The following is a 24,045-nucleotide window of genomic DNA, read 5'->3' on the forward strand; positions in this document are numbered from 1 at the left end:
GCTGCTATTGAAGAACAAAATCAAATTCTGAGTGAACAAGAAGAGCAAATTAATACCGTTGCTATTAGAGGTAGGGTAGTTGATCAATATGATGATTTACCACCTGACTCAGCGGTTGTAACTGTGAAAGTTGGAGAACAAACCTTAACCGAAACAACTGCTAATGCAGGTTTTTTTGAAGTGACTGATTTACCTGCGAACTCTGATATTGAAATTATCATCAGTAGTGACTCTGAAGAGTTTATGACCAGAGCTTTTTATTATAATACCGGTTATTCAAATTCTGGAGAAGCGCAAAAAGATTTTGGTAGTTTTGCTGTTTCTGAGTCAACTGAAGTGACGCTAACAGTGCTTGATGATGAGACTGATGAAGCTATTACTGGTTTGCTTTTTAGCGCAAGTACTGCATATGGAGAAGGTTCGACTTCTTACCAGTACATTCAGTACTCGAGTTATGATGAAGTGAACCAGTACTACACTATTAGTATTCCTAAATACATATCTACCACTATTGAAGCTTCTCTAGATATCAATAATGACGATATTGCGGATTACACCTACTACTACGGTTATGACTCGATTACGCTTGTGAGTTCTACTTCCCTTGAATCGGAAATACTGTATGTTTCAGAAGTAGAGCAACCTGATGTAACTGCTGGTATAGCCACTGAATATAGGTTATCTGTTGTAGACGAGAGTGGTCAGCCTATCCCAGAAGCACAAATAACTGTAGATGATAATTTAAACGATAACATAAGCTCTACTTATGATGCCGACACAGGGCAACATGTTATTATCGCCCAGTTTTATGACTACATTAATTTACAAATCGCCGCATTTTCTGTTGATGGTATCTATTATGAATCCTCTTCTATTTCGATCGATGAGCAAAGTAATGGTTCATTAAGAGTTTCTTTTTCGAATACTAACAATGATTCATATAATTACTTTATAGATAATGCGGAGTCTATTACTTTGGCGGTGCAACCAGATGAAGGCTATAACTACGATAATGAATTAGAAGTAGTGTTTGCTGCTAATGAAGTTGATTATGATAATCAGTTTACTGTGTTTTATTCACAGCCTGTTACGATAACGGCTGATGATGTTAGTTTAATAGATGAAGACGGTTTTGAAGTTATTAAAGGCGACGCTGACAGTAATGATTTTGTTTTGCCCGGTTCAACTTTAATTAGTGGTGATATTGAGGTCGAAGTGTCAGTCGAGCTTTCTCTAAACAATACGCGTCTAATGGTTACACCCGTCACTGAATTAACCTCAGGAAACCAATATTACTATTCAGTAGGAAATATTTTAGTTGATTCAACAGGCCTAGAATCTGATGTGAGTTATGACGCGCTATCTTTTTATCCATGGGCGCCTGCGTCTGTAGATGCTGACTTTGATATAAATGATTTGTACTTAGATAATAACAATTATAATACTAATGGCACGCTTATAAAACCGCAGAACACTGCTGGAGAAGATTCGACATATTCTGATAGAGACAGTAGTGTATATTTATTTTTGCCAGATAATGTATTAAAACTTCAAGGATTAACATTGAGGCAAGTACAAGTAATTGAAGATGGCGAGCCTCGCGTAGATACTAATACTTTTGAAATTGTTGAAGATGGTATTGGTTATAATCTAAATAAATATGGTTTGGTTTCTTTGGCAAATAATGAAGATGTTACTCAAGATTCTGTGAATAGGTCACTTCTATATGGAACAAGTTTGGAAGATTCCCAAAAAGCTTACTTCATCAATACTTATGAAAGTATGTCTGATGATCTAGATTCATCTGAAAACAGCATTTCTTTTGAGTATGCTTATGAAACGAATAATGGTGAAGTATTTACAGGTACGATTACGTTACCAGTGCACTAGACATTTTGGGGTGATTAAAAAAACGGCCTTAATTGGCCGTTTTTTATTAAAAGAAGTAAACGAATACTTTTTTACAGTATCTAAGTAATTTCCACTTAGATACTGGGGAGTCTTTTCTGTCGATTGTTACTATGAGTGATTCAATAAGCTAAGCTTAAATTGGTTCAAAGTGATCACCACTTATATCGTTCCCTTTTGTGTCTCTATGTATTCAAGCATCATGGCAACCCGAGGCACTAAAAAAATATAAATAGTATTTACGAGTATGTGAGATCCGGTATTGGCTTGATAAAAATGGTGACATTGGTTCAAGAAGTCCTGCGTGAAAGCAATCTATTTTACTTATAAAGCGGCGAAGCGTTTATGTTGATTTTTCGAAGCGACAAACTCTCCAATAAATTAATGTTATAAATAGAAAAGACGCTTGCGCATCTTCTCTCAAACAAGCATTAAATCTAAATGAATTATTCGACTGTGACCGATTTTGCGAGGTTTCTGGGTTGGTCTACATCTGTACCTTTTATAACTGCTACATAGTATGAAAGCAGTTGTAAGGGTAGGGTGTAGACGATGGGTGCTATGGCTTCATCGCAGTGGGGTACGTTGATTACGCGCATGGTGTCGTCACTTTTGAAGTTGGCTTCTTTGTCGGCGAATACGTACATAATGCCGCCTCGGGCCCGCACTTCTTCGACGTTAGATTTTAGTTTTTCAAGTAACTCATTATTAGGGGCGACGACTATCACTGGCATTTCGTCGTCTATTAAGGCTAATGGGCCGTGCTTTAGTTCGCCTGATGCGTAGGCTTCGGCGTGTATATATGAGATTTCTTTAAGTTTGAGTGCGCCTTCCATCGCTATGGGGTATTGGTCGCCTCGGCCTAAAAATAGACTGTGGTTCATGTCTGCAAATTCTTCTGCTAGGGCTTTGATGCCGTCTGTCAGTTGCAGGGTTTCTTCGAGTTTTGCAGGCAGGCTGTGCAGCGCTTTAACTATATGCTGGTGGTCTTCTTGGGCCATGTTGTTGTGCTTGCCAAGTGCCATCGTTAGCATTAAAAAGCCTGTTAACTGGGTGGTAAATGCTTTGGTTGAGGCTACGCCTATTTCAGCCCCTGCTAAGGTCATAAAGGCAAGGTCTGATTCGCGCACTAATGATGAGCCGGGTACGTTACATATGGTTAAACTTGCGGCGTAGCCTTGTTCTTTGGCTAGGCGCAGTGCAGCTAGGGTGTCGGCGGTTTCGCCAGACTGTGAAATGGTCACAATTAAGCTGTTGGGGTGTACAAAAGATTTTCTGTATCTAAATTCTGAGGCAATTTCGACGTTACACGATACGTTAGCGTATTGCTCTAGCCAGTATCTTGCTGTCATACCAGAGTGGTAACTGGTTCCACAGGCTATAATTTGTACATGTTTGATGTTGGCGAGTATTTCGTCTGCGCCATGGCCAAATATATTGGCACTAATACCATTATCATTTAGGCGGCCACTAAGCGTATTACGAATAACAGTGGGTTGTTCGTGAATTTCTTTTAGCATGTAGTGACGATATCCGGCTTTATCGCCCGCATCGTGCTCTAGGTTTGATTCTTTAATTTCACGTTCGACTGGCTGACCTGCACTATTAAATACTTGAATGCTGGTACGTGTAATTTCGGCTACGTCGCCTTCTTCTAAAAACATAAAGCGACGGGTCACGGGGAATAATGCCATTTGGTCAGAGGCGATAAAGTTTTCACCTAAGCCAAGGCCAATAACGAGTGGGCTGCCTGAGCGGGCGACTATGACTCGGTCTGGGTCGTTCTTATCTAAAATAACGGTGCCGTAAGCGCCATGGAATTTCTTAACTGCATTTTGAATAGCTGTGAGCAAGTCGTTGCAGTTGTCTAATTCAAAGTGCACTTGGTGGGCGATGGTTTCGGTATCGGTATCAGAGGTGAACCCATACCCTTTTTCTGTTAGGTCTGTTCGTAGGCTTTCGTAGTTTTCTATGATGCCGTTGTGAACTACAGCTATGCGTTCGCTTGAAAAGTGTGGGTGAGCGTTGGCTTCGGTTACGCCGCCATGGGTAGCCCAGCGAGTGTGAGCAATACCTGTCATGCCTTTTATAGGGTAGTCTTGTAGTGCGTCAGCAAGCTCTTTTACTTTGCCTATTTTACGGGTGCGTTGTAGGTTACCTTGGCCGTCTAGTAATGCTACGCCAGCTGAGTCGTAACCTCTGTATTCAAGGCGTCTTAAACCTTCTAATAGAATGGGGACTACGTTTCTTTCTGCGATTGCGCCGACTATTCCACACATAAATTTGCTCCGTGTTTATTGAGTTGAGGCGCACATAACTTTCACGCCGTATTGTTCAATTGTCTGTTTGGTTGTTGCATCAATGTTGTCGTCGGTGACGAGCACCGAAATTGAATGCCAAGGTAATTCCACATTGGGAATTTTACGTTGTAATTTTTCTGATTCTGCTAAAACGATAATTTGGTTCGATACTTCTGCCATAACACGACTAAGGTGGGTGAGCTCGTTAAAGGTTGTGGTGCCTCTTTCAATGTCGATACCTGCTGCCCCTAAAAAAGCTTGGTCGAAGTTGTATGCTTTTAACATTTGCTCGGCCATTTGCCCTTGAAATGAATGAGATTGGCTATCCCATGTGCCGCCTGTCATAAGTACTTTGGGTTCGTTCTCTTGCTCTAACACTGACGTTGCTACATGCAAAGAGTTAGTCATGACTACCAAGCCTAGTTTATTTTTTAACTCGGGTATGAGTGCTGAGGTGGTGCTGCCGCTGTCAATGATGATTCGGTTATGGTCTTTAATTAAGGTTGCGGCGAGTTTTGCTATTGCTATCTTTCGATTCGAAACTTTTTCGCTAGATAACTCGGAAGATTCTCTAGGTAACAATACGGCTCCGCCAAACTTTCGTAATAACAGGCCATTGTTTTCTAGTTCGGCTAAATCCTTACGAATGGTGACTTCTGAGGTAGAAAATGCTTTTGAAAGCTCGTCAACAGAGACTTCGCCTTCATGATTTAGGCGTTCGATTATGGCTCTTCGTCTTTGTTGGGTATTACGTTTTTGCATTTTTCAAAATAATAAATTTCATTTTGAAATGTATTCTAGTAATTATCTTTCGAGTGTCAAGTGTTTCTTTCGAAATGTAAGTATGGGGTTTTGTACCTAATTGCTTTTGTTATTTATAGATGATTGGTTTACCTAGCAGTATATGAAGTCAACCTCAGATTCTAGTCGGTCGCTGATACGCACCTCTATCCACTGCATAGGCGTACATTTAATGAGATAGGTTAATAGTCGTAACCTGTATGGCTGTTTTCTAAACGGTAGAATGTAGCCTGAACATAATCTTTAGGGTCACCAGAGTTGTTTTGATTATAGACTCCGGCTTTAAAATACATGTATTGGTCACGCTTGTGATAACCACTGTCTTTCATGTCGACGGTGTGAGTTATATCTTCTTTGCCTTCTCTAATAAGAGAAACAGTTAAGGTATTTCCTTTTACATCAATTGTATAACTGAACTTTTCATTAAGGGCGATACCGTCTTTTGGATCTTCTATATTACTGGCTCTAGAGCCATTGAATTCGTAGTACTGCTCGTCACCTTTACGAGGTTCATGGGCTAGATAAATCACACCTTTAGTATTATTAGGTAGCTTACGATAGTACAAGCGTGCTGGTTCATCATCTTTAGCGTGAATTTGTCCGATAATGACGCGGCCAACTTGTTTAGGTTCGCCGGTTACAGTGACATTGTTGACTGCAACGGTAGCTTTGAGCGTGCCGTCAACGCCTCCTGCTTGTCTTTGGGTTTTCCCCCTGACACTACTAAACACCCAATTGTTTTTAGTGACACCTTTGACTTTAACTGACTTGTCACCTCTTCTTAACATTTCTCGTAATTCGCTACGGGTGTATTTAGTATTTTTTGATGTTTTAACTCCATCTACGAATGCAGTAAACACCATGCCGCCATCATCAGCAGTATAAAAGTAGGGTTTGTATTCAAATCCTTTTTCTAAATATACCGCGGGTATGGTATCGACTTGACCATCTTTATTGGTATCTACAGGTAGGCTGATATTCCAGTCTATTAGCTCAAAGTTATGGCCAGGTGGCCGCTCTGCACTAAGTGTAAGGTTCTCGTTAGCTATTGTTGTACAACAGATTATTAAAAGAAATAGTGATGAGATCACCACAGTTTTTCGTAAAAACATAATTCAACCTTTAAAAAACAGTTTTGAGCTTTTGTCACAGAACAATTTAACTTTAGCCTTACTACCTAACTTAATGAGTTGGTAAGAGTGTAAACATGAACAACTAGATCCAATTGGTCAAGGTGTATCCTTTAAATTGGTATTACACGGGAGGGTGATTTACCGCTATGCCCACTAACCACTGGAAGATAGTAAGTTACCAGTAATGGGGTGGTTTGTAAAAAAAATGTATAAATACGTTAAAATTGGCTAGTAAGATTCAGAATTTTATGGTTTCATATCTGGTGTATCTAACTAAGTTAAATATATTGGTAATACCAAAAGCCTACTTTTCTGTCATACCAATTTGGTTTTCGTTATAGATACATTTACCAGTTGGTTTGCTATGCAGCACCATTTTATAAGTAAAACTTTCGGGAGTAGAAAGCATGTTTAAGAAATCACTAATACCCCTAGTTGTTGCGACAGCCTTAGTTGGGTGTGGAGACGACAAGGCGAAGTTGCAAGGTAATAGTAACGGGTCCATCGAAATTGTGGGTAGCGATTTCATCGCTGGCACTACATTATCATTAACCTTAACTGATCCTGATGGCATAGTAGATGATTCTATTAGTTATTCATGGACAAGAGATAGTGGTGATACTGTCGCGACAGGCACTTCGTATACGATTACTGAAGAAGATGAAGGTTCTATTTTAACAGCCTCTGCTTTGTATACAGATGAAGCAGGCTTTTACCAAGCGATTGGTGCGGATACCACTGAAATACTTCCAACATTAGATGTATCTGCTTTTGTTGTTAAAGGGCCTGTAAGTGGTGCTAGCTGTGACATTGTCTCAGTAGATGATAGTGGCGTAGCAGATTCAAATGTTCAAGCTTCAGCTACTTCTGATGCAAGCGGCGCGGTTTCGTTTGTAGATGTGCATTTTACAGGCACAGGCTTAATATCATGTACTGGCGGTACATACACTGATGAATCAACGGGCGAGACTTTAGACGCGCCTACCTTAAGAGCTGTGGTTGATGTTGTAGAAAGTGACGCAGATGTTACAGCAGAAGGAGCAATTATAGCGCCTGACTATATCGTTTCGCCATTGACAGAAATGGTAGTTCAAGCTGCCTCTGCAGATTTAACTAACTATGCTGAGCAAGCTGATATTATCAACGGGCGTTTTGGCATTCGTTTTGATACTACAGAAACTTTCCCTACTACTGTTGGCGTAGATGCACTAGGTGCAGATGACGCTGAAGATGCCGACAGGTATGGCTCGGTATTGGCCCTAATTTCACAATTAGATGCAGATGATGCTGATAGCGACATTGCTACTATTTTATCTGAACTAGTTACTGACTTATCTGATGACGGTGCTTATTCAGAAGCTACACTAGCTGCATTTGAGATTGCTCAAGAAAACCTAGAAACCACTTCAGTAGTCGCTGCAGACATAGACTCAAGCTTATTAGATGTAATTGGCTCTGCTGTTGGTTATAACAATGACCCTGTGGCTGCTATTATTGAAGGTACACTAAGCGGTACGGTTAACAGTTCGGCTACTGACCCATTAACTGGCACTCTTACAATAGTTGATCCTAACTTCGAAGAAGACGCTTTTATTATTCAAACTGATGCCGCTTTGGATTATGGTACTTTTAGTATCGCTGCTGATGGAAGCTGGTCTTACACAGTGGATACAGAAAATGATGACGTTGCAGCTCTTGAACTAGGTGACGGTATTAACGATTCAGTGACAGTTTCATCGATCGATGGCACTACAGCTGATATTGAGGTGCGTGTAGCTGCATTAGCAAAGCTAGTAAAAATTTCAGATACAAGTACTGGTGATTCTGGTGGCATACGTATAAATATAGACGATACGCGTCAAGGCAAGCTAACCGCTACTATTTTGAAAGAAAACGCTGTAGGTAGTGATGGCAACGTTAAAGATGCTTATATCACTATATTTGGTTCATCAGGTAGTGTGCACGAATCACTTATCGATTTACGTATTCAGGGTGACCAAACTGCAAGTGATGGAACCGCTATTGAACCAAGGTTCCTTGTTAGAAATACTGATAGTGACGATTACCCTGGTGATATGATTACTGCAGATTTTGTTGAAGATCAATTCTACGAAATAGACATCACTTGGGACTTAGATGAGACTAACCAAATCACAGTAACCATTGATGGTGAAGTGATGAGTGGTGGAGCCTTTTCTACAGCCGCAGTAGTTGATCCCGATTTTACTGACTTGGATCAATGGTTTGTTGATGGTATTGGCAGGATCGACTTCACCTTCAGTGACTCATCTAGAATAGTCGAGTTTGGCTCTTTCTATGTAGATAATATAGCAATTTATTCAGATACAGCTGGGACAGTAAGCGTTTTTGAAGATGACTTTGAAAGCTATGATGTAGGCGATACCTTAGACGATGAAGCAACTAGTATATACGCTGATGCCGCTGATGCTGAGGTAGCTATATTAGATGTGGGTGCTGATGATGATTCGCCTATTGCAGCTTCCTTCTTTGGTTTGACGGGAACAATGAACAGTGATGAAACTTCATTGACTGGTGATGTAGTTATAGTTGACGCAAATGAAGGCGAAGCCTATATAGTTGAGTCAACAATAACAGGAGACTACGGTACTTTAGCAATCTTAGAAGATGGTTCATGGACTTACACTCTAAATACTGACGATGAAACGATTTCTGTTTTAGAAAAAGGAAACTTCGTTTTAGAAACAGTTACTATTGAATCTGTCGACGGAACAACTGCAGATTTAGTTATTACTGTTGTAGGAACTCTTGTTGTTGATACTGGTGACGCAAGTGGCTTAGGTACGTCTAACAACCAATATGCAAACGTTACGGATGTAGCAGGTACGTCAGACGATGCTATTGCAACAGTCGATGGTATTACAGCAACAATACAAGCTGATGATACTGGCGAGCTAAGAATAGACTTAGGCAGTGACAATACAATTGAAATTGGCCGAATGACTTTCCAAATGTTGAAAGGCACTGAAAGCAATACTGGAATTGACGGTTTCATATTACTTGGTGGTGTAGATACAGGTAGTGGAGAATCAATACTTGATTTACGTCTTGACCAATCGGGTAATCATTTTGATATTCGAAATGGAGAAACGGAATTAAGTACATTTAATACTGAAACAATATATGACATTGAAATCTCATGGGATGCATCTGCTGCAACTACAGAAGCAGCACCTACAATTGCAATAACAATTGATGGTGTGCCATTGTTCTCAGGTGGTTCTACAAGTACTAATCTTGAGGAAGCTCAAAACGGCGTCAGATATGTTCAGTTTAGAGTAGCGGATGGCGACGATATCACGCGAGCTGACTTTAGAATTGATGAGTTGGTTGTATATGAAACTATTGATGGTGCAGAATCTGTGGCCTTTGAAGATGATTTCGAAGCTTACACTGCTGGTGAATCATTAGATCCGGATGCGGATACTAAAGAAGGTTTTGAACTTAACCAAACACCTTCACCTATTATTCCTAGTGAATATAACAGCAACTCTTTCTCTGTTACTGTTGGCGAAGAGTAAGCTTCTTAAACTATGTAGTTAACTAACAGTTTGACATTGTTGTTAATTTTTTTGAAAGCCCGAAAGTTAAAATAAACTTTCGGGCTTTTTTTACATTTAGAGGCTAAGTTGTAAATTCATTAACAAATTAACACTGTTCATTGAGGCTTTAATCTAAACCTCAGACACAAAAAAGCCCACTAAAAATAGCGAATTTTTTTACACGCCTGGCTCTAATTACAATTTTTTGTGGGTCTATTCCAATTACTCAGATTTTTTTGCTTAGCCCGTGACAAAGCTAATTCATTGTCATCAACCTGCTTAGTGATCACAGAACCTGCACCAACTGTGGCGTTTTTACCTATGTTTGCAGGGGCCACCAAAGAGCTGTTAGAGCCTATAAATGCCCCGTCTCCAATAATGGTTTTAAATTTATTAACACCATCATAATTACAAGTAATGGTACCTGCTCCTATGTTAGCGTCTTCGCCTACTTGAGTGTCGCCTAGGTATGTAAAGTGGTTAGCTTTCGAACCTTTGCCTAAAGTTGTTTTTTTCATTTCTACGAAATTACCCACTTTGGACTTTTCAGCCATGACTGCGCCAGGTCGTAATCTAGCAAAAGGCCCTACGCTGCAGTTTTCGCCTACCTGAGCTTGTTCGATAATTGAGTTGGCTTCTATGCTAGCGCCATCAGCAATATCGCAATCAATGAGCACACAATTGGGGCCAATATTGACATTGGACCCTATAGATACCTTGCCTTTAATGACTGTATTAATATCAATATTAATGTCTTGGCCAACTGTTAATTCACCTCGCACGTCAAACCTATGGGGGTCTGCTAAGCTCACCCCTTTCGCCATAATTTGTTGGGCTTGTTCGAATTGAAAGGCGCGTTCGATATTGGCCAGTTGCATACGGTTATTAATACCTTCAACTTCTATCGCTGAGCTGGGGTGTGACGCTTTAATGGTTTTGCCTTCAGCTGCAGCCATGGCGATAACATCTGTCAGATAAAACTCACCTTGGGCGTTATTACTGTTTAAATTGTTTAACCAACGTTTTAAATCACTGCCTGCCATGATCATCATGCCGGTATTAATTTCTGTTATTTGTTTTTGTGCTTCGCTGGCATCTTTATGCTCAACAATTGCGGAGACTTGCTCCCCTTCTCGAATAATTCTGCCCATGCCTGTAGGATCTTCTAAATGCACGGTTAATAGAGCAAGATCTGCCTTTTGTTTAATGCTGATGAGTTGCTGTAAAGTGCTTGGTTTTATGAGCGGCGCATCACCTACCAAAATTAGCACATCCTCTTCATCTGAAATATAAGGAGCTGCTTGTTGTACTGCGTGGCCTGTACCCAACTGTTCGGCTTGTAAACACCAAGATAGCTTGTTGTGATTTAGTTGGGCTTTAAGTTGCTCAGCACCGTGGCCGTAGACCAAATGGATATTTGTAGCACCTAGTTCGTTTACTGTATCAATTATGTGCTGCACCATGGCTTTACCACCAATCGGGTGTAACACTTTTGGCAAGCTGGATTTCATTCGAGTGCCTTTACCTGCAGCTAACACAACTACCGAAAATGCCATATGTCTTCCTATAAATATTGGGTCTAGTGATCTTTATGATAGGGTTATTCTACTTATAAGCCAACACAGTGTCAGTAGTTCAAAATGCAATTTCTCGAATGAGTGAACATTAAGGTTGGGTTTATGATTTAAACAATTAAACCCTTAAGTGAATGAAAAAATAATTGTTACCTTATAATGACTCAAAAGGTTTTTTTCAGTTATCATTACAATTAGTATCAATGATTGAAACTTTAAATGGAACAAGGCTATAGTGAATATTTTCCGTACTCTACATAGAAGTTTTTTACTACTGTTCGCTGTCGTGGTTATCGCCATTGTCACTCTAACCCACATTAGTATTTCTAAGATTGTCGCTGAGCAAAGCCGTGCCCAACAGCAATCTAACTCTCCGGCCTTTCAACTTGTTGTTGAACAACTTATGCAACCTTTGCATATTGCCCAAACTTTAGCGAAAGCTAAAGAATTGATAGAACTAATGAAACGACCTGAACAAAACGAAGAACAAATATTTTTAACCTTGGAAAGGTTAAACAGAGAGTTCAATTTAAACTTCTTTATAGCGAGTGATATTAGTCGTAAACAGTATAATTCAGAGAGACAGCAGATAGATCTGATTGAGGGAAAAGTTAATTGGTACTTCTCTTATAAAGCACAGCCTGAAAATGCCATGGCTGATATTGGACAATGGCAAAACCCGCAATTCTATATTGACTTAAAAATATATGATGCAGACAATAATTTTTTAGGGGTGTTTGGCGTAGGAAAAAGCCTCAAAGCCTTTACTGAAGTGTTCAGTGAATATAAAAAAACCTATGGTTATGACTTCATTTTTGTTGATCAAAATAAAGATATCACTCTCACCTCAGATCCGGAGTTACTTATCAAAGGCGTCACCTTTAAAAACCTTACTGACCTCTCTTGGTTTCAAGACTTAGCGCCGCACCAAAAAGAATCTTCTTTGAATAACTTATTGTTACCCATCAATGGACACGAGGCGCTGATAGCAGAGCTTAATATTCAACCATTTGACTGGACTATGTATATTATTACGCCACTACAAGCGAGACAAACTGAGATTAGTCGAGGGTTTATCATTAGTATAGTGACCCTGCTAGCTATCATTTTTGGCTTATTTATTTTGATATATAACCTTTTATATTATTTCAAAAAAGATATGCAAAAAAATAAGCAAATAGACATTCTCACAGAGTTACCCAACCGCAGTCATTTAACTTTGAAATTTGAAGAAGTGATGTATGAAAATAAACCGGTGAGTTTAGTATTAATTGATTTAGACAATTTCAAACCTATAAATGATACTCATGGCAGAAAAGCTGGGGATATTGTATTGCGACAAATTGCGAGTATGTTGCAGAACGAAGTGCGGGATACCGATATTTTAGGACGTTGGAGTGGCCAAGAATTTATTCTATTGTTACCAGAAACAGGGCCCCATGAAGCAGCTGAGTTATGCCAAAAGTTGTGCAAAAAATTAGCAGGTATGACAATTACAACCGGCACTACATCTATTCAGATTACTGCTAGTTTTGGTATTTCCTATACCGCTATAACGCGGAGTATGTCCGAAGTTATGGCCGCGGCTGATGATGCTTTATTTTTAGCTAAAAGAGATGGTCGAAACTTAGTGAGAACTAAATTAATTGAGTCTTCCTAGCTTTGGTATCAGCCGTCTTCTGAACACTCCTGTGGTGAGAGCAACACCAATTAACACCATAGCTGCACCAATCCACATGTTGACGGTTAATTGCTCCCTTAAGAAAATCATGCCCCAAATAATGCCAAATACAGGCACAAGGTAAGTCACGGTAATTGCTTTGTAGGCACCTACATTTGCAATTAATCTGAAAAATAATAAGGCAGCAAAGCCAGTTGAACATGCTCCTAAAACCAAAACACTCAGCCAGCTATTTATACTTGGGGTTGTTGTAGGTAAGTAAAAAAGACTTATGGGTAATAAAAATACAGTGGCAAACATTAGGCTACCTGCCGCTACCGTTAGAGGCTTAACTCCTTGCAATGAACGCTTAGTAAAACACGCCGCAAGGCCATAGAAAAAAGTGGCTACTAGTGCTGCAAGTATTGCTTGAAATGTATTTTCAGTTTGCAGGATTAGCTTAGCCATACTCAGCACAAACACCCCCAAAAAACCTATTATTAAACCTATTAGCGCCATTGGGGCCAATTTATCTTTTAACCAAAAAAAGGCAATGATGGCGGCAAACATTGGAGCAGTGGCATTCAATACCGACGCATACCCAGCACTTAAGTAAATAGTGCTATAGCTAAACAAAAAGTAAGGAATAGCGTTATTGGTGATACCGACAAACATGATGGGCCGCCAATTCTCTATTAATTCTCTACCTAATCTTTTAAATAACAATAATGGTAGTAAAACCAAACCTGCTATACCGACCCTTAATGTCACTAACATTACTGGGCCAAATTCATCAACAGTGGTTCGCATAAATAAAAATGAACCGCCCCATAATGCTGACAGTAAAACGAGCTCGCAGAAATATTTAAAGGGCATAGCTTACCTTTCCTTTTGATAGGGCTCTGGTGTGTTAATTGATTAGTTGAGTGCGATACAAGACGTTACCTGTTTAAGCATAACGAAACTATGGCTGCCTTGTCTTGTGATTTATTTGCGGTTTGCACTCAACTTAAGGTTCTGGATTGCTTTCTAAGGTTAATAATGCTGATTTTATAGCGGTGCCCCAAGCATATCCGGTGAGTTTACCGTTGCTGCCTATAACTCGGTGGCATGGCACAATAATAGTAATAGGGTTACGCCCATTTGCTGCCCCTACGGCCCTGACTGCTTTGGGATTGTTAATCTTTTCTGCTATGTCCTTATAACTACACGTTTGGCCAAAGGGTATTTTCAATAGTTGTGCCCATACCTGCTGTTGGAACTTAGTGCCTTTTAGGTTAAGGCTCAGTGTAAAGCGCGTTCTGGTTCCGGCTAAATATTCAGACAGTTGGGTTACCGCTAGCGCTGTATGTTGGTTTCCATTATTCGCGCATTCTGGTTTAGTGACAAAGCTAATTGCCGTTATTCCTATTTCATCTGCACGTATTGCTAATATCCCTAAACTGGTTTCTAGGTAATGGATAAAACTTTGTTCAGTCATGCCATGCTCCAAAGTTGAAAAGTTAAATAGCTGCGCCAAGGTGAAGATAAAGTTGAGTTAATTTTATATCTGTCGAGTTGTTTCTTTATAATGAGACCGGTTTCTAGCCAGATGTCGGGCTCTGACATACCACGCATTTTTGCGTAAGAAATTGTCCATGGACCTATCCCCTTAATTTGTATCCATGCATCGGGAGAATGATTAGGGTAAGTACCATAGTATTCACAAAAGTCCTGCAAACATTGTTTGCGACTCTTGGGTATTTTCAAAAACTCTAGGTTGCTTTTACTGATGGCTTGAGGTGTAGGAAAATAATATCTGTCAGCTATTTTCTCTCCCAAAGTCTGTGTCAGCAGGGATAATAACGAAATCGCTGCCTTAACTGATATTTGTTGGCCGAGTATTGCTCGGCAACCTGCTTCAAAGGTGTCCCAAACTCCCGGTAGTCGTATTCCACCAGTTAATTTATCCTTGGGAATGCCACTTTTTACTAGTTGTTGTTGAATCTGCAATATGTCCGCATTAAGGTCGAATATTCTTTCGATATTACTCAGTAAGATACTCAAGTGTTCAATCTTGGGTAAGTTTATTTCCAGTGTCAGATAGTTTTCACCTTGCTGATAGTTTGCAGTAAACCAACCTTTAAGTCCGTCAATTGAAAAGGTTCTTGAGTAGCTATTTGCGGTAACAGTCTCTAATCCATCAATGGCTCTTTTTAGTAGAAAATTTTGTATATAGTGCCAGTTAAATGGCGGCCTAAAATGCAACTTTAAAATAAGGTTTTGATTTTGGTTAACCTTGTTTTTTCTGACTTGTAAGGGAGTTAAACCAGTAATTTGTTTGAAGTTGTGCTGTAGGCGCCTAGAGCTTGCAAAACCACTAGCATGAGCCACGTTTTCTATGTTCATTGCAGTTTCATGTAATAATTTTTTTGCGAACAAAACTTTGTTGAATACGTGGTATTGTTTGGGACTTAACCCTAAGTACTTTGCAAATAGTTGTCGTAAATAACGGTCCGATACCCCCAATTTCAAAGTGATATCTTTGATAGTCAAGTCATTATGTTCTCTAAGCAGTCTCATGGCTCTATTTACTGTGGTTTCGACTCCTTTCCAAGCGTATGACTGAGGTGCGCTATCTGGCCTGCATCGTAAACATGGTCTATAACCCTGATTCATTGCTTGCTGGGCATGTTGAAAATACTCTACATTTTTTTCATGTGGCAAGTTTGCTGGGCATATAGATCGGCAAAAAATATGCGTTGTTTTAACTGCAATGAAAAACACCCCATCAAATCTAGGGTCTCGGGTGATTCTAGCTTGCTTATAAATACTGGTTTGCATGGGACTCTTAATCAAGACTTGATTGATTATTGTAATGTCTTTTTTGATAAAAATACGACAAAATCGGAACTGAATATGAACTCTATTCTGTACTAAATGTAACAACTTAGCTGTTGAAGTAGGTTGATTCATAGATAAGAGTCAGAGGATAATGAGATAACAGAAATGATGTTTATGTACTAACGTATTGTGGTTCATGGCTTATAAGGTTGCGTAAAGAGAGTTATGGTTTTTATTTGGTCAAATAATGTTTAGGCTAGTGTGCTTATGTCTTGTTACCTTTGGGGTTTGCAGCCCTGCTTGGTCGGCAGATAAATGGTTGACAGAATTTGCTGCTGATATTCAGGGTAAAGCTAAGGTAAAGAACTTGCCAGGTTATGCTTTTGCTTACATTGAAAAAGGTGGGCCCGCTTCGGTAGTGGTTTATGGAAACGAAAGTAACTCGGGTGCCGCGATTGATATCGATACTGTATTTAGGTTGGCGTCGGTATCGAAAACCTTTACGTCTATGTTAATGGCTAAGTATGTAGAACAAAAACAACTTAGCTGGCAAATGCCGGTAGTAAGCTTAGTACCTGATTATCCTTTCTCCCATGGTGCCAATAACCCCCTGTTATTGCAGCATGTAGTTGGTCAATCTAGTGGGTATACACCTAATGCTTACGATAACTTGATTGAGGCTAACTATTCGGTAAAGCGTGTGCTTAATATGTTGTCTGACCTTGAGCCACTTTGCTCACCAGGTAAATGCTATACCTACCAAAATACCCTTTTTGCTGTGATTGATGAATACTTTACCCAGCAACACTCTTCATATAAGCAGGCATTAACTCAAACCATTATTGAACCCTTAGGTATGCCAAATGCGAGTGTTGGCAAGCAAGGCCTTATTAGCTCAAAGAAATGGGCAAAGCCCCATGTGGCTATTTCTAGGAACAAATGGCGCTCTACTTCAGTAAGAGATGATTACTATCGTTATTCTCCTGCGGCTGGGGTGAATGCGAGTCTTGAAGATATGATTGTGTGGATGCGAGCCTTGTTAGGTGAAGAGCCTAACGTAATCGCTCCTGAGTTAATTGAACAAGTCACAGAGCCAAGAGTAAAAAGTAAAAAGGAACTTTGGAGACGTCAGTGGCGCAATTATTTGTCAGATGCACATTACGGTTTGGGCTGGCGCGTTTATGAGTTTAAAGGCCACAAATTAAATTATCATGGTGGTTGGGTGAAAGGGTATCGGGCTGATGTGGCGTTTTCGCCAGAGTTTGGTGTGGGCTATGTGATGTTAATGAATGCTGAATCGAATTTAATTAATGAGTTTACACCTGACTTTTGGGCTCGCTGTTTTGAACACCTAGAGAGTCTGCAATTAACGGCTAAGAATGTAGATTAAGCTCTTAGGTAAATAACTAAAGCTTTATAGCTATTTACCTAAGGCTTGCTACTAACTAGTCAGTAGTTTTAAGGTAGGTGTAACCTTTTAGACAGTTTTCGTAAAAATCAGTCCATTTAACCCCTTCTCTTGGTTTCATTTCTCCCTTAGACACATGAGTATCAATGAGCTTTTTGATGCCTTGGGCCATTGAGTTAGGATTGTATTGCATAATTGATAACACGTTTTCTACCGATGAGCCTGCCACTATTTCTTCAATATAAAAGTCTTCAGGATCGTCATCATAGCTAAATATATGTACCTCGTTTAAGCGTCCAAATAGGTTATGCATATCTCCCATTACATCTTGATAAGCTCCGGTCAAAAATAGCCCAACGTAATATTCTTCATCGGGCTTAATGCTATGCATAGGTATGACATTAGAAAGGCCGTCATCACTAATAAACTGATCAAGCTTGCCATCACTGTCGCAGGTGATATCTACTAATGAGCAATTAATAGTCGGTTTCTCGTTCATACGAGTTAATGGCACAACTGGAAGCACTTGGTCAATAGCCCAGGTATCTGCAGCTGACTGAAACACTGAAAAGTTACACAAATATTGAGATGACAAATTAAATGGCAGCTCTTGCATTTCTTCAGGAATAAACTCTGCAGTTTTTAGCCTTACTTGAAGGGTTTCCATTATTTGCCAATATAAGGTTTCGATTTTGGCAAGTTCTTCTAATGAAATAACCCTTAATTTAAAGGCACTTAGAGCTTGTTCTTTATATTGGGATGCATCATTAAAAATTTCTTGAAGGTTGTCTTGGCTATCAATTAATTCTGCAAGCTCACGAATATCTGTCAGTAATACATGTTCATCAACTTGCTTATCTGTAGGTATCCCTAAGCTGTGAGCTTTGATTTCACCGACTACTTGAGTGATCACGCAGCTATGATGTGCGGTTATTGCGCGGCCACTCTCGCTGACTAGGGTAGGGTGAGGTACATTTTCTAAATCACATACCTGTTGCATGCCATATACGATATCAGCCACATATTCTTGCATACTGTAGTTACGAGATGAGTCATTGGTTGATTGGCTACCGTCGTAGTCAATCCCTAAGCCGCCGCCTACGTCTACATATTCCAGTTTATATCCCATTTTGTGAAGCTCTGAATAGATCATTGCCCCTTCACTAATCGACTCTTTAACTGCACGAATATCTGTAAGTTGGCTTCCTATATGGAAATGCAACAGAATTAAACTCTCAGCCATACCGTGGGTGTCCAGATAACGAGCTGCGCCAATGATCTCACTAATGGTCAGGCCGAATTTAGCTCTGTCGCCCCCTGAGCTTTCCCATTTACCTCTACCTTTCACTGTCATTTTAGAACGCACACCCACCAAAGGTTTTATATCTAACTCTTTAGCGATTTTTACCAGTAATACAAGCTCTGAGAACTTTTCAATAACCACTATGGTTTTGCGGCCTAACTTTAGGTTAAGTAAGGCGAGGCGCATAAACTCTTGGTCTTTGTAACCATTTAAAACGGTTAACGAATCTGGATTGGTATTCATCGCCATGGCAGTCAGTAACTCGGCTTTAGAACCTGCTTCTAGACCATAATTAAAGGGCGTGCCTGCATCTACAATTTCTTCTACGACTTCCCGCATTTGGTTTACTTTTACCGGATATACGCCTCTGTATTGACCTTGATACTTAGCTTCGGCAATCGTATTTTGAAAGGTAGAGTTAAGTAAAGATACCTGCGTGCGTAAAATATCGTGAAAACGAACCACCACAGGAAATTGAATGCCTTCTTGCTTAATCTCTTCTAAAACAGCGTTAAAGTCGATACGCATACTGGTGTTAGATGGGTCTGGTGTGACATGTAAATTGCCATTTTCACCAATTTCAAAATAACCCGCTCCCCACCGACTAACACGGTATAGGTTTTCTGAGTCTTCAATAGTCCATTTTTTAGTTCTAGGCATTTTACATTACCAAATTAGGGGAGGCTGAAAGGCCGAAATTATAAATAACAACAATTAAACTAGCTAACAATTAATGATTAAATATTATGGTTATTGATTTATAGCAAATATAAAATTTCATCAGTGAGGTGTACTTACTATTACATTAAATAGACAACTGAGAAGTAAGCATTAGAAATACTAAAAGTCTCACTACATCGAAGACTGTGTTTAAAATCATGAAATCGACTAAAGTAGAGCCCTCCTTACTTGATCAAGTAAAACAATATTAAAAATTCCAAAGAGCTTAGGTATTAGCATATACACTCACATTGTGATGTCACTTTATTGGTTTGAGAGACAAATCCAATATAGCTCAACAATTCTAACTGATTAAGGGCCTTGATAAGCTGATTTAAACTCTTGATGAGAGAGAAATAGTTATGGGTTGATATTACTAAGAGTTGGCTGAATTGTGAGGATAAGGTTTAGCTAATGTTGATGCTCTCATACTGTCAATAATGAAGGTTAATTATCTCTTTGGTTATTGTTTCATTTAAAAATAAAAGGCTAGAAAAACATACTTGTTTTTTGGCTTTTTAATAATTAGTAATCTCTAAAATAAACATTCTTAAACGTAATCTAATCAATGCAACAATTTGCCACTCATTGAGTTTTTATTTCGGACTTTATGCTAGCCAGTAATCAAAATAGTTTTATTTCATCTGCTATAAAGGAAGGAGAATAATCTAAAAAAACTGACTAAATTAGCGGATTGCAAGTAGCTGTGATTTTGTAAATCTAGATACATTTAAATGATGTCTGATATGCCGGTATTTCAGACTTTATTCAAATGCATAGTTAACAACAATCAAACCATTATAGTGACTGTAATAATGTTTAAATTACATTATGGAACATATAAGAAATTTACAAACTTAGAGAACAAGGAAGCCTTATACCTAGTGTCTACAGTCGAACATTTAGGCTTTACGTAAACTCTCTTTAACCTTATTGATTTGAAGTTAGGTAGAGATTAGGAATACTGTAAAAGCTCTTAATTAATCATTATTTGGGCAGCGATGAAACGGTAATTCTAAACATTAAAGTAAATGCTAACATACTAATTAATTTTTTAATCTTTCTTTATTATTGTTGTTCTATATTGTATGTGAGTATTCACATTTTATTGTTTAATTTAAACATGTAATAGAAAACAAACAGCATGCTTGACTACGATAAACTTTCAGCTTTGAGTATTTTAAAATGTAGTAACAGAACGTTTTTAGCTACTGTGATATTCGAATACTTCTTCAATAGACTGCCCAAATATCTCAGCTATTTGAAAGGCTAATTCAAGAGTTGGTGAGTGCTTACTTTTTTCAATTGCCATTATAGTATGTCGGGTGACACCGACTAATTCAGCTAATTCTTTTTGGGTCATTTCATCTGCAAAAAAACGCAGTTCACGGATCTTATTTTTGATCATTTAGGTTACTCACATTAATAATAAAAATGTATAAAATAGGTTGCGGCCTGCTGCCTAATCTAACTATAAATTAGTTTGTATTAGTGAAAACATTCAGGTGACTTAGGTAGAATCATAGTAAATAATAAAGGTTATTTTTCTAATTTTTAGTTTTATAAAACGTATTGATATTTGATTTACAAGCTTATTCGAAGTCTGGTTCAACTGTTAAAATCACATCAATTTTGTTCACCAAATTGGGCTCTAAATCTCTAAATTAATATGCTTTTTAGTATGTTTATTGTTGAATTAAATTAGTACTTTCATTGAGCATAAATTTGGCCTGTTTACGCTAAAATGTTTCACAGCAAGTAATCCTTATTGGCTGTATGTTCGAATACATTATTTACTGTTTTTGTAACTAATACTGATGTTATTTGATACCGGCAATAAAGTATAAACATCAAAGGTAATGAGCCATTATTTTTACTGCTTAAACCACAGATACTTGATAATAGCTGTATTTTAGGTAGGTTTAAATAACATAATGTTAATTATTTTTAACTTCTAGTCGATTGCTTTTAACTCTAAGTTGTGTTTTTTCTGCTTTACTCGCCAATATCTTCATTCCAAAGCTCTGGTTTAGCTTTTATAAAGTTCTCCATCAAGTTTATACAATGTTGATCTTGTAAAACGGTGACAGATACACCTTTGGATTTAAGTAATGCTTCTTCACCCATAAATGTAGTATTTTCGCCTACTACCACTTTCGTTATCCCATATAAGATAATTGCACCAGAACACATGGAGCATGGCGATAGAGTGGTATAGATTGTTGATTCTCTATACGTCGATGCTGTTTGCCGCCCAGCATTTTCGAAGGCGTCCATTTCTCCATGGAGAATAGGGCTGCCACTTTGGACCCGGCGATTATGCCCACGGCCAATAATTTTACCTTTATGCACAATTACTGACCCAATTGGAATGCCACCTTCGTCCAACCCTTTTTGTGCTTCTTCAATTGCAGCTGCCATAAACTTATCCATTTTTTGTCCTATTTAGTAGTTAAAAGAATTGTCATAGTGTTGCCGAAAATTACAATTCGATAATTGTCTTGTTTCTTCCTGTTTCTTTGGCCTGATAAAGTGCTTTATCTGCACGAATGAAAGCGTTCTCAAATAGCTCTGAGCGAGCGATTTTTGTAGCACCGATGCTCACTGTTATATTCTGAACTTTTCCAGTAACAAAACTTGTGGATTCAATTGTTTTACGAATTTTTTCGGCAAAAGGCTCAATATTTGCGCTGCTGATACTATGGAATAGAATGATAAATTCTTCTCCTCCCCATCTTGCCACTATGTCGTATGAGCGTATACATACCTTAAATATGTTAGATACTTCTTGAAGTACATTATCACCAACAACGTGACCATAATCGTCATTTATTGTTTTGAAAAAGTCTAAATCTAATACTAAAAGAGCATAGTTATTTAGAGATTTTTTTGCGTATAAATCATCAACAATTCTATTTAAACCTTCGCGGTTTAAAATGTCTGTTAACTGATCATGTTCTGCTTTCTCGCGGTATAATTCACTTATTGTTCTAAATTCTTTTAATTGTTGGTCACTGGCCTTAATCATTGATAGCAATCTTGTTTGTCGTATTAAAATTTCTGAAATAATAAAGGCAGCCCAGAATATAATAATTGAAAAATATAAGGTTTCTTTTGAAAAGTAATAGCCTGTAGCTTTAATAGATTTGAGCTTAAACTCATGACGGCCTAATGTGTTTGGGTATGGAATGTCTATACCTATGGCAATGACTTTACTAATATCCGTTTTTATTTCTTTGGGTGGTATTTTATTATTGTCAATCCACCAGTCAGCAACTCTTAGGTCTTTGAAAGGGATCATAGTGGGCCTTTTAAAATCTGTGGCGAGGGTGGAGAAGCTATTAAATTTAGCTTTTCCTACAATATCTGAGATGTCTGGAGCTGGATAATAATTACGTAGATAAACCCTTAAATAAGTGGCGGGACCGTTATAGTCTAATTCTACTTCTAGCCCATCATATAAAGATAAGTCTAGTTGTTTGGCTGCAGGTTTAGACCACATTACATATATTCCACAATATGGATAAGGTGTGCCAGCTCTAAGGTGGCAGATCCAACTTAACTGAGATTTATCGACCCAAATTATTTCTGAATTCCCGCCAATAGTGTCGTCAACAGATTCATATACGTTCTTAGTTAGCTCTGGATGCAGAGCCATAGTACGTTTAGGAAGACTCTCGTAAAAAATGAGAAGCACTAAAGTTATGATAAAAGCTACAGTCTTAAATACCTGTAGTAAGGTTATTCTCTTAAAAACTGTCATCAAGTCATAAGCTCATAGGAAAGAATGGTTAATCATATAGTAGGTGCTGTTGCCCGTTTGTGTATTGATACGGCACAATTTTCTTGCAAAAATTTTCACCCAAGAACATCACCCTTAGCATTTCAGTCTAGGTTTTCTTGAGATGACTGAATACAAGAATAAATATTTATTTTAGGTAGTTATTAACTTGATGCTAGTAAAAAATATTTTTTGCATGAAAAATACATGTTTAAACAAGTCTGATTTACGCACTTGAGTCGCACCCTGGTGCTTAGTCAAATTCATGCTACCGAAAATAATTACCAAATAGACTGTCTCTTTAAATAGGATCCCCTGCAACGTCTGCATAATTATTGATATAAATATTAGGTTTTGGGAAAAGCTGCCATGTAGAGTTTTAAATCCAATCTTTAAATAACATCACGCTTGAGGTTGCGACTGATACGCATATCTTTATGATGAACAAGAGCATTACAGGTTTAGTCAATATAGCTTTTTTGTGGGAAGTGGTTTGTTTTACATCTAGAACTTAGACTACAACGCTGTTGGTCTGAAGCCATAAGTCATTTTATTTACAAAAAAATAAAATTATTGCTAATAACTCTATTGACCTTAGATGCTAGTTTAAGGTTTATCATACTATCTCAGAGCTCAATAAGTGGATCTAAAATGCAGATAAGTGAACTAGCTAAATTATCTAATTTAAATACGCATACATTACGTTATTATGAAAAAGCTGGGTTATTAAAGCCTTCAGGGCGAAGCCATAGTAACTATCGTATTTATTCTGAAGATGACTTGATAACTGCAAACTTTATTAAAAGAAGTAAGGCCTGTGGATTTAGTTTGTCTGAAATTGCATCACTGCTAGCTATAAAAAATGATAAGAGCCAACATGTTTGTGCTGAAGCAAAATCAATAACAGATGCAAAAATTAAAGATGTTGCTGAGCAAATCTTACAGCTACAACAAATGCAAAGTACTTTAGAAAAGCTAGCTCGGTATTGCTGTGGTGGCCAAGAAAGCGCTGAGTTTTGTTCCATAATTTCAACCCTAGAAAGCGAGGTGTAA

At 38.4% G+C, this 24,045-nt stretch carries 16 protein-coding genes; 5 read left to right on the plus strand and 11 right to left on the minus strand.

The window, feature by feature from the left end; translation table 11 throughout:
- Positions 1-1,890, plus strand: a 1,890-nt coding sequence (locus tag ABJE44_RS06205) for a hypothetical protein (RefSeq protein WP_348120692.1), incomplete at its 5' end; no start/stop codon positions are given.
- Between the two features lie 464 nt (positions 1,891-2,354).
- Here the strand turns inward: ABJE44_RS06205 and glmS are convergent.
- From glmS to ABJE44_RS06220, 3 genes are all read right to left on the minus strand, one after another.
- Complete coding sequence (gene glmS, locus ABJE44_RS06210) at positions 2,355-4,187, minus strand: glutamine--fructose-6-phosphate transaminase (isomerizing) (RefSeq protein WP_348110416.1); 1,833 nt, start codon at positions 4,185-4,187, stop codon at positions 2,355-2,357.
- Between the two features lie 15 nt (positions 4,188-4,202).
- Positions 4,203-4,970 carry a DeoR/GlpR family DNA-binding transcription regulator gene (locus ABJE44_RS06215; protein WP_348110417.1) on the minus strand — a complete coding sequence of 256 codons (768 nt, stop codon included), beginning with the start codon at positions 4,968-4,970 and terminating at the stop codon, positions 4,203-4,205.
- 221 nt (positions 4,971-5,191) lie between these two features.
- Positions 5,192-6,121 carry a polysaccharide lyase family 7 protein gene (locus tag ABJE44_RS06220; protein WP_348110418.1) on the minus strand — a complete coding sequence of 310 codons (930 nt, stop codon included), beginning with the start codon at positions 6,119-6,121 and terminating at the stop codon, positions 5,192-5,194.
- Positions 6,122-6,549: 428 nt separating this feature from the next.
- Here ABJE44_RS06220 and ABJE44_RS06225 point away from each other — a divergent pair, with 428 nt between their 5' ends.
- A complete protein-coding gene (locus ABJE44_RS06225; RefSeq protein WP_348120694.1) occupies positions 6,550-9,702 on the plus strand; it encodes a VCBS domain-containing protein in 3,153 nt (1,050 codons plus the stop codon).
- Positions 9,703-9,914: 212 nt separating this feature from the next.
- On the opposite strand, the gene glmU is transcribed toward ABJE44_RS06225, so the two are convergent.
- Entirely contained in the window at positions 9,915-11,279 is a 1,365-nt protein-coding gene (gene glmU / locus ABJE44_RS06230) for a bifunctional UDP-N-acetylglucosamine diphosphorylase/glucosamine-1-phosphate N-acetyltransferase GlmU (protein ID WP_348110420.1), read from the minus strand.
- A gap of 253 nt (positions 11,280-11,532) precedes the next feature.
- Here glmU and ABJE44_RS06235 point away from each other — a divergent pair, with 253 nt between their 5' ends.
- Positions 11,533-12,957 carry a diguanylate cyclase gene (locus tag ABJE44_RS06235; RefSeq protein ID WP_348110421.1) on the plus strand — a complete coding sequence of 475 codons (1,425 nt, stop codon included), beginning with the start codon at positions 11,533-11,535 and terminating at the stop codon, positions 12,955-12,957.
- Here the strand turns inward: ABJE44_RS06235 and ABJE44_RS06240 are convergent.
- The 3 genes from ABJE44_RS06240 to ABJE44_RS06250 form a co-directional block, all read right to left on the minus strand.
- Positions 12,940-13,833 (minus strand): DMT family transporter, encoded by an 894-nt coding sequence (locus ABJE44_RS06240; protein WP_348110422.1) that lies wholly within the window; start codon positions 13,831-13,833, stop codon positions 12,940-12,942. The genes ABJE44_RS06235 and ABJE44_RS06240 overlap by 18 nt on opposite strands.
- A gap of 133 nt (positions 13,834-13,966) precedes the next feature.
- A complete protein-coding gene (locus ABJE44_RS06245; RefSeq protein ID WP_348110423.1) occupies positions 13,967-14,437 on the minus strand; it encodes a methylated-DNA--[protein]-cysteine S-methyltransferase in 471 nt (156 codons plus the stop codon).
- Positions 14,434-15,780 carry an AlkA N-terminal domain-containing protein gene (locus tag ABJE44_RS06250; protein ID WP_348110424.1) on the minus strand — a complete coding sequence of 449 codons (1,347 nt, stop codon included), beginning with the start codon at positions 15,778-15,780 and terminating at the stop codon, positions 14,434-14,436. Before ABJE44_RS06250 ends, ABJE44_RS06245 begins: the two co-directional genes overlap by 4 nt.
- A 247-nt stretch (positions 15,781-16,027) precedes the next feature.
- Here ABJE44_RS06250 and ABJE44_RS06255 point away from each other — a divergent pair, with 247 nt between their 5' ends.
- A complete protein-coding gene (locus tag ABJE44_RS06255; protein WP_348110425.1) occupies positions 16,028-17,170 on the plus strand; it encodes a serine hydrolase domain-containing protein in 1,143 nt (380 codons plus the stop codon).
- Positions 17,171-17,225: 55 nt separating this feature from the next.
- Here ABJE44_RS06255 and speA read toward each other — a convergent pair whose 3' ends face one another.
- The 4 genes from speA to ABJE44_RS06275 all read right to left on the minus strand — a co-directional run bounded on the left by speA (position 17,226) and on the right by ABJE44_RS06275 (position 22,974).
- Positions 17,226-19,151, minus strand: a complete 1,926-nt coding sequence (gene speA / locus ABJE44_RS06260) for a biosynthetic arginine decarboxylase (protein ID WP_348110426.1) — start codon at positions 19,149-19,151, stop codon at positions 17,226-17,228.
- Positions 19,152-20,415: 1,264 nt separating this feature from the next.
- Positions 20,416-20,619 carry a helix-turn-helix transcriptional regulator gene (locus tag ABJE44_RS06265; RefSeq protein ID WP_348110427.1) on the minus strand — a complete coding sequence of 68 codons (204 nt, stop codon included), beginning with the start codon at positions 20,617-20,619 and terminating at the stop codon, positions 20,416-20,418.
- A 587-nt stretch (positions 20,620-21,206) separates the two neighbouring features.
- Positions 21,207-21,644 (minus strand): nucleoside deaminase, encoded by a 438-nt coding sequence (locus ABJE44_RS06270; protein WP_348110428.1) that lies wholly within the window; start codon positions 21,642-21,644, stop codon positions 21,207-21,209.
- 49 nt (positions 21,645-21,693) lie between these two features.
- Positions 21,694-22,974: a GGDEF domain-containing protein gene (locus ABJE44_RS06275; protein ID WP_348110429.1), complete on the minus strand. Its 1,281-nt coding sequence runs from the start codon at positions 22,972-22,974 to the stop codon at positions 21,694-21,696.
- A 669-nt stretch (positions 22,975-23,643) separates the two neighbouring features.
- Here ABJE44_RS06275 and zntR point away from each other — a divergent pair.
- Positions 23,644-24,045: a Zn(2+)-responsive transcriptional regulator gene (gene zntR, locus ABJE44_RS06280; protein WP_348110430.1), complete on the plus strand. Its 402-nt coding sequence runs from the start codon at positions 23,644-23,646 to the stop codon at positions 24,043-24,045.

The sequence above is a fragment of the Paraglaciecola sp. genome, assembly GCF_039942875.1.
Lineage (GTDB): Bacteria > Pseudomonadota > Gammaproteobacteria > Enterobacterales > Alteromonadaceae > Paraglaciecola.

Coding starts and splice junctions, on each gene's coding strand:
- glmS (WP_348110416.1), bottom strand. CDS start 4,187: ATGTGTGGAATAGTCGGCGCAATCGCAGAAAGAAACGTAGTCCCCATT.
- ABJE44_RS06215 (WP_348110417.1), bottom strand. CDS start 4,970: ATGCAAAAACGTAATACCCAACAAAGACGAAGAGCCATAATCGAACGC.
- ABJE44_RS06220 (WP_348110418.1), bottom strand. CDS start 6,121: ATGTTTTTACGAAAAACTGTGGTGATCTCATCACTATTTCTTTTAATA.
- ABJE44_RS06225 (WP_348120694.1), top strand. CDS start 6,550: ATGTTTAAGAAATCACTAATACCCCTAGTTGTTGCGACAGCCTTAGTT.
- glmU (WP_348110420.1), bottom strand. CDS start 11,279: ATGGCATTTTCGGTAGTTGTGTTAGCTGCAGGTAAAGGCACTCGAATG.
- ABJE44_RS06240 (WP_348110422.1), bottom strand. CDS start 13,833: ATGCCCTTTAAATATTTCTGCGAGCTCGTTTTACTGTCAGCATTATGG.
- ABJE44_RS06245 (WP_348110423.1), bottom strand. CDS start 14,437: ATGACTGAACAAAGTTTTATCCATTACCTAGAAACCAGTTTAGGGATA.
- ABJE44_RS06250 (WP_348110424.1), bottom strand. CDS start 15,780: ATGCAAACCAGTATTTATAAGCAAGCTAGAATCACCCGAGACCCTAGA.
- ABJE44_RS06255 (WP_348110425.1), top strand. CDS start 16,028: ATGTTTAGGCTAGTGTGCTTATGTCTTGTTACCTTTGGGGTTTGCAGC.
- speA (WP_348110426.1), bottom strand. CDS start 19,151: ATGCCTAGAACTAAAAAATGGACTATTGAAGACTCAGAAAACCTATAC.
- ABJE44_RS06265 (WP_348110427.1), bottom strand. CDS start 20,619: ATGATCAAAAATAAGATCCGTGAACTGCGTTTTTTTGCAGATGAAATG.
- ABJE44_RS06270 (WP_348110428.1), bottom strand. CDS start 21,644: ATGGATAAGTTTATGGCAGCTGCAATTGAAGAAGCACAAAAAGGGTTG.
- ABJE44_RS06275 (WP_348110429.1), bottom strand. CDS start 22,974: ATGACAGTTTTTAAGAGAATAACCTTACTACAGGTATTTAAGACTGTA.
- zntR (WP_348110430.1), top strand. CDS start 23,644: ATGCAGATAAGTGAACTAGCTAAATTATCTAATTTAAATACGCATACA.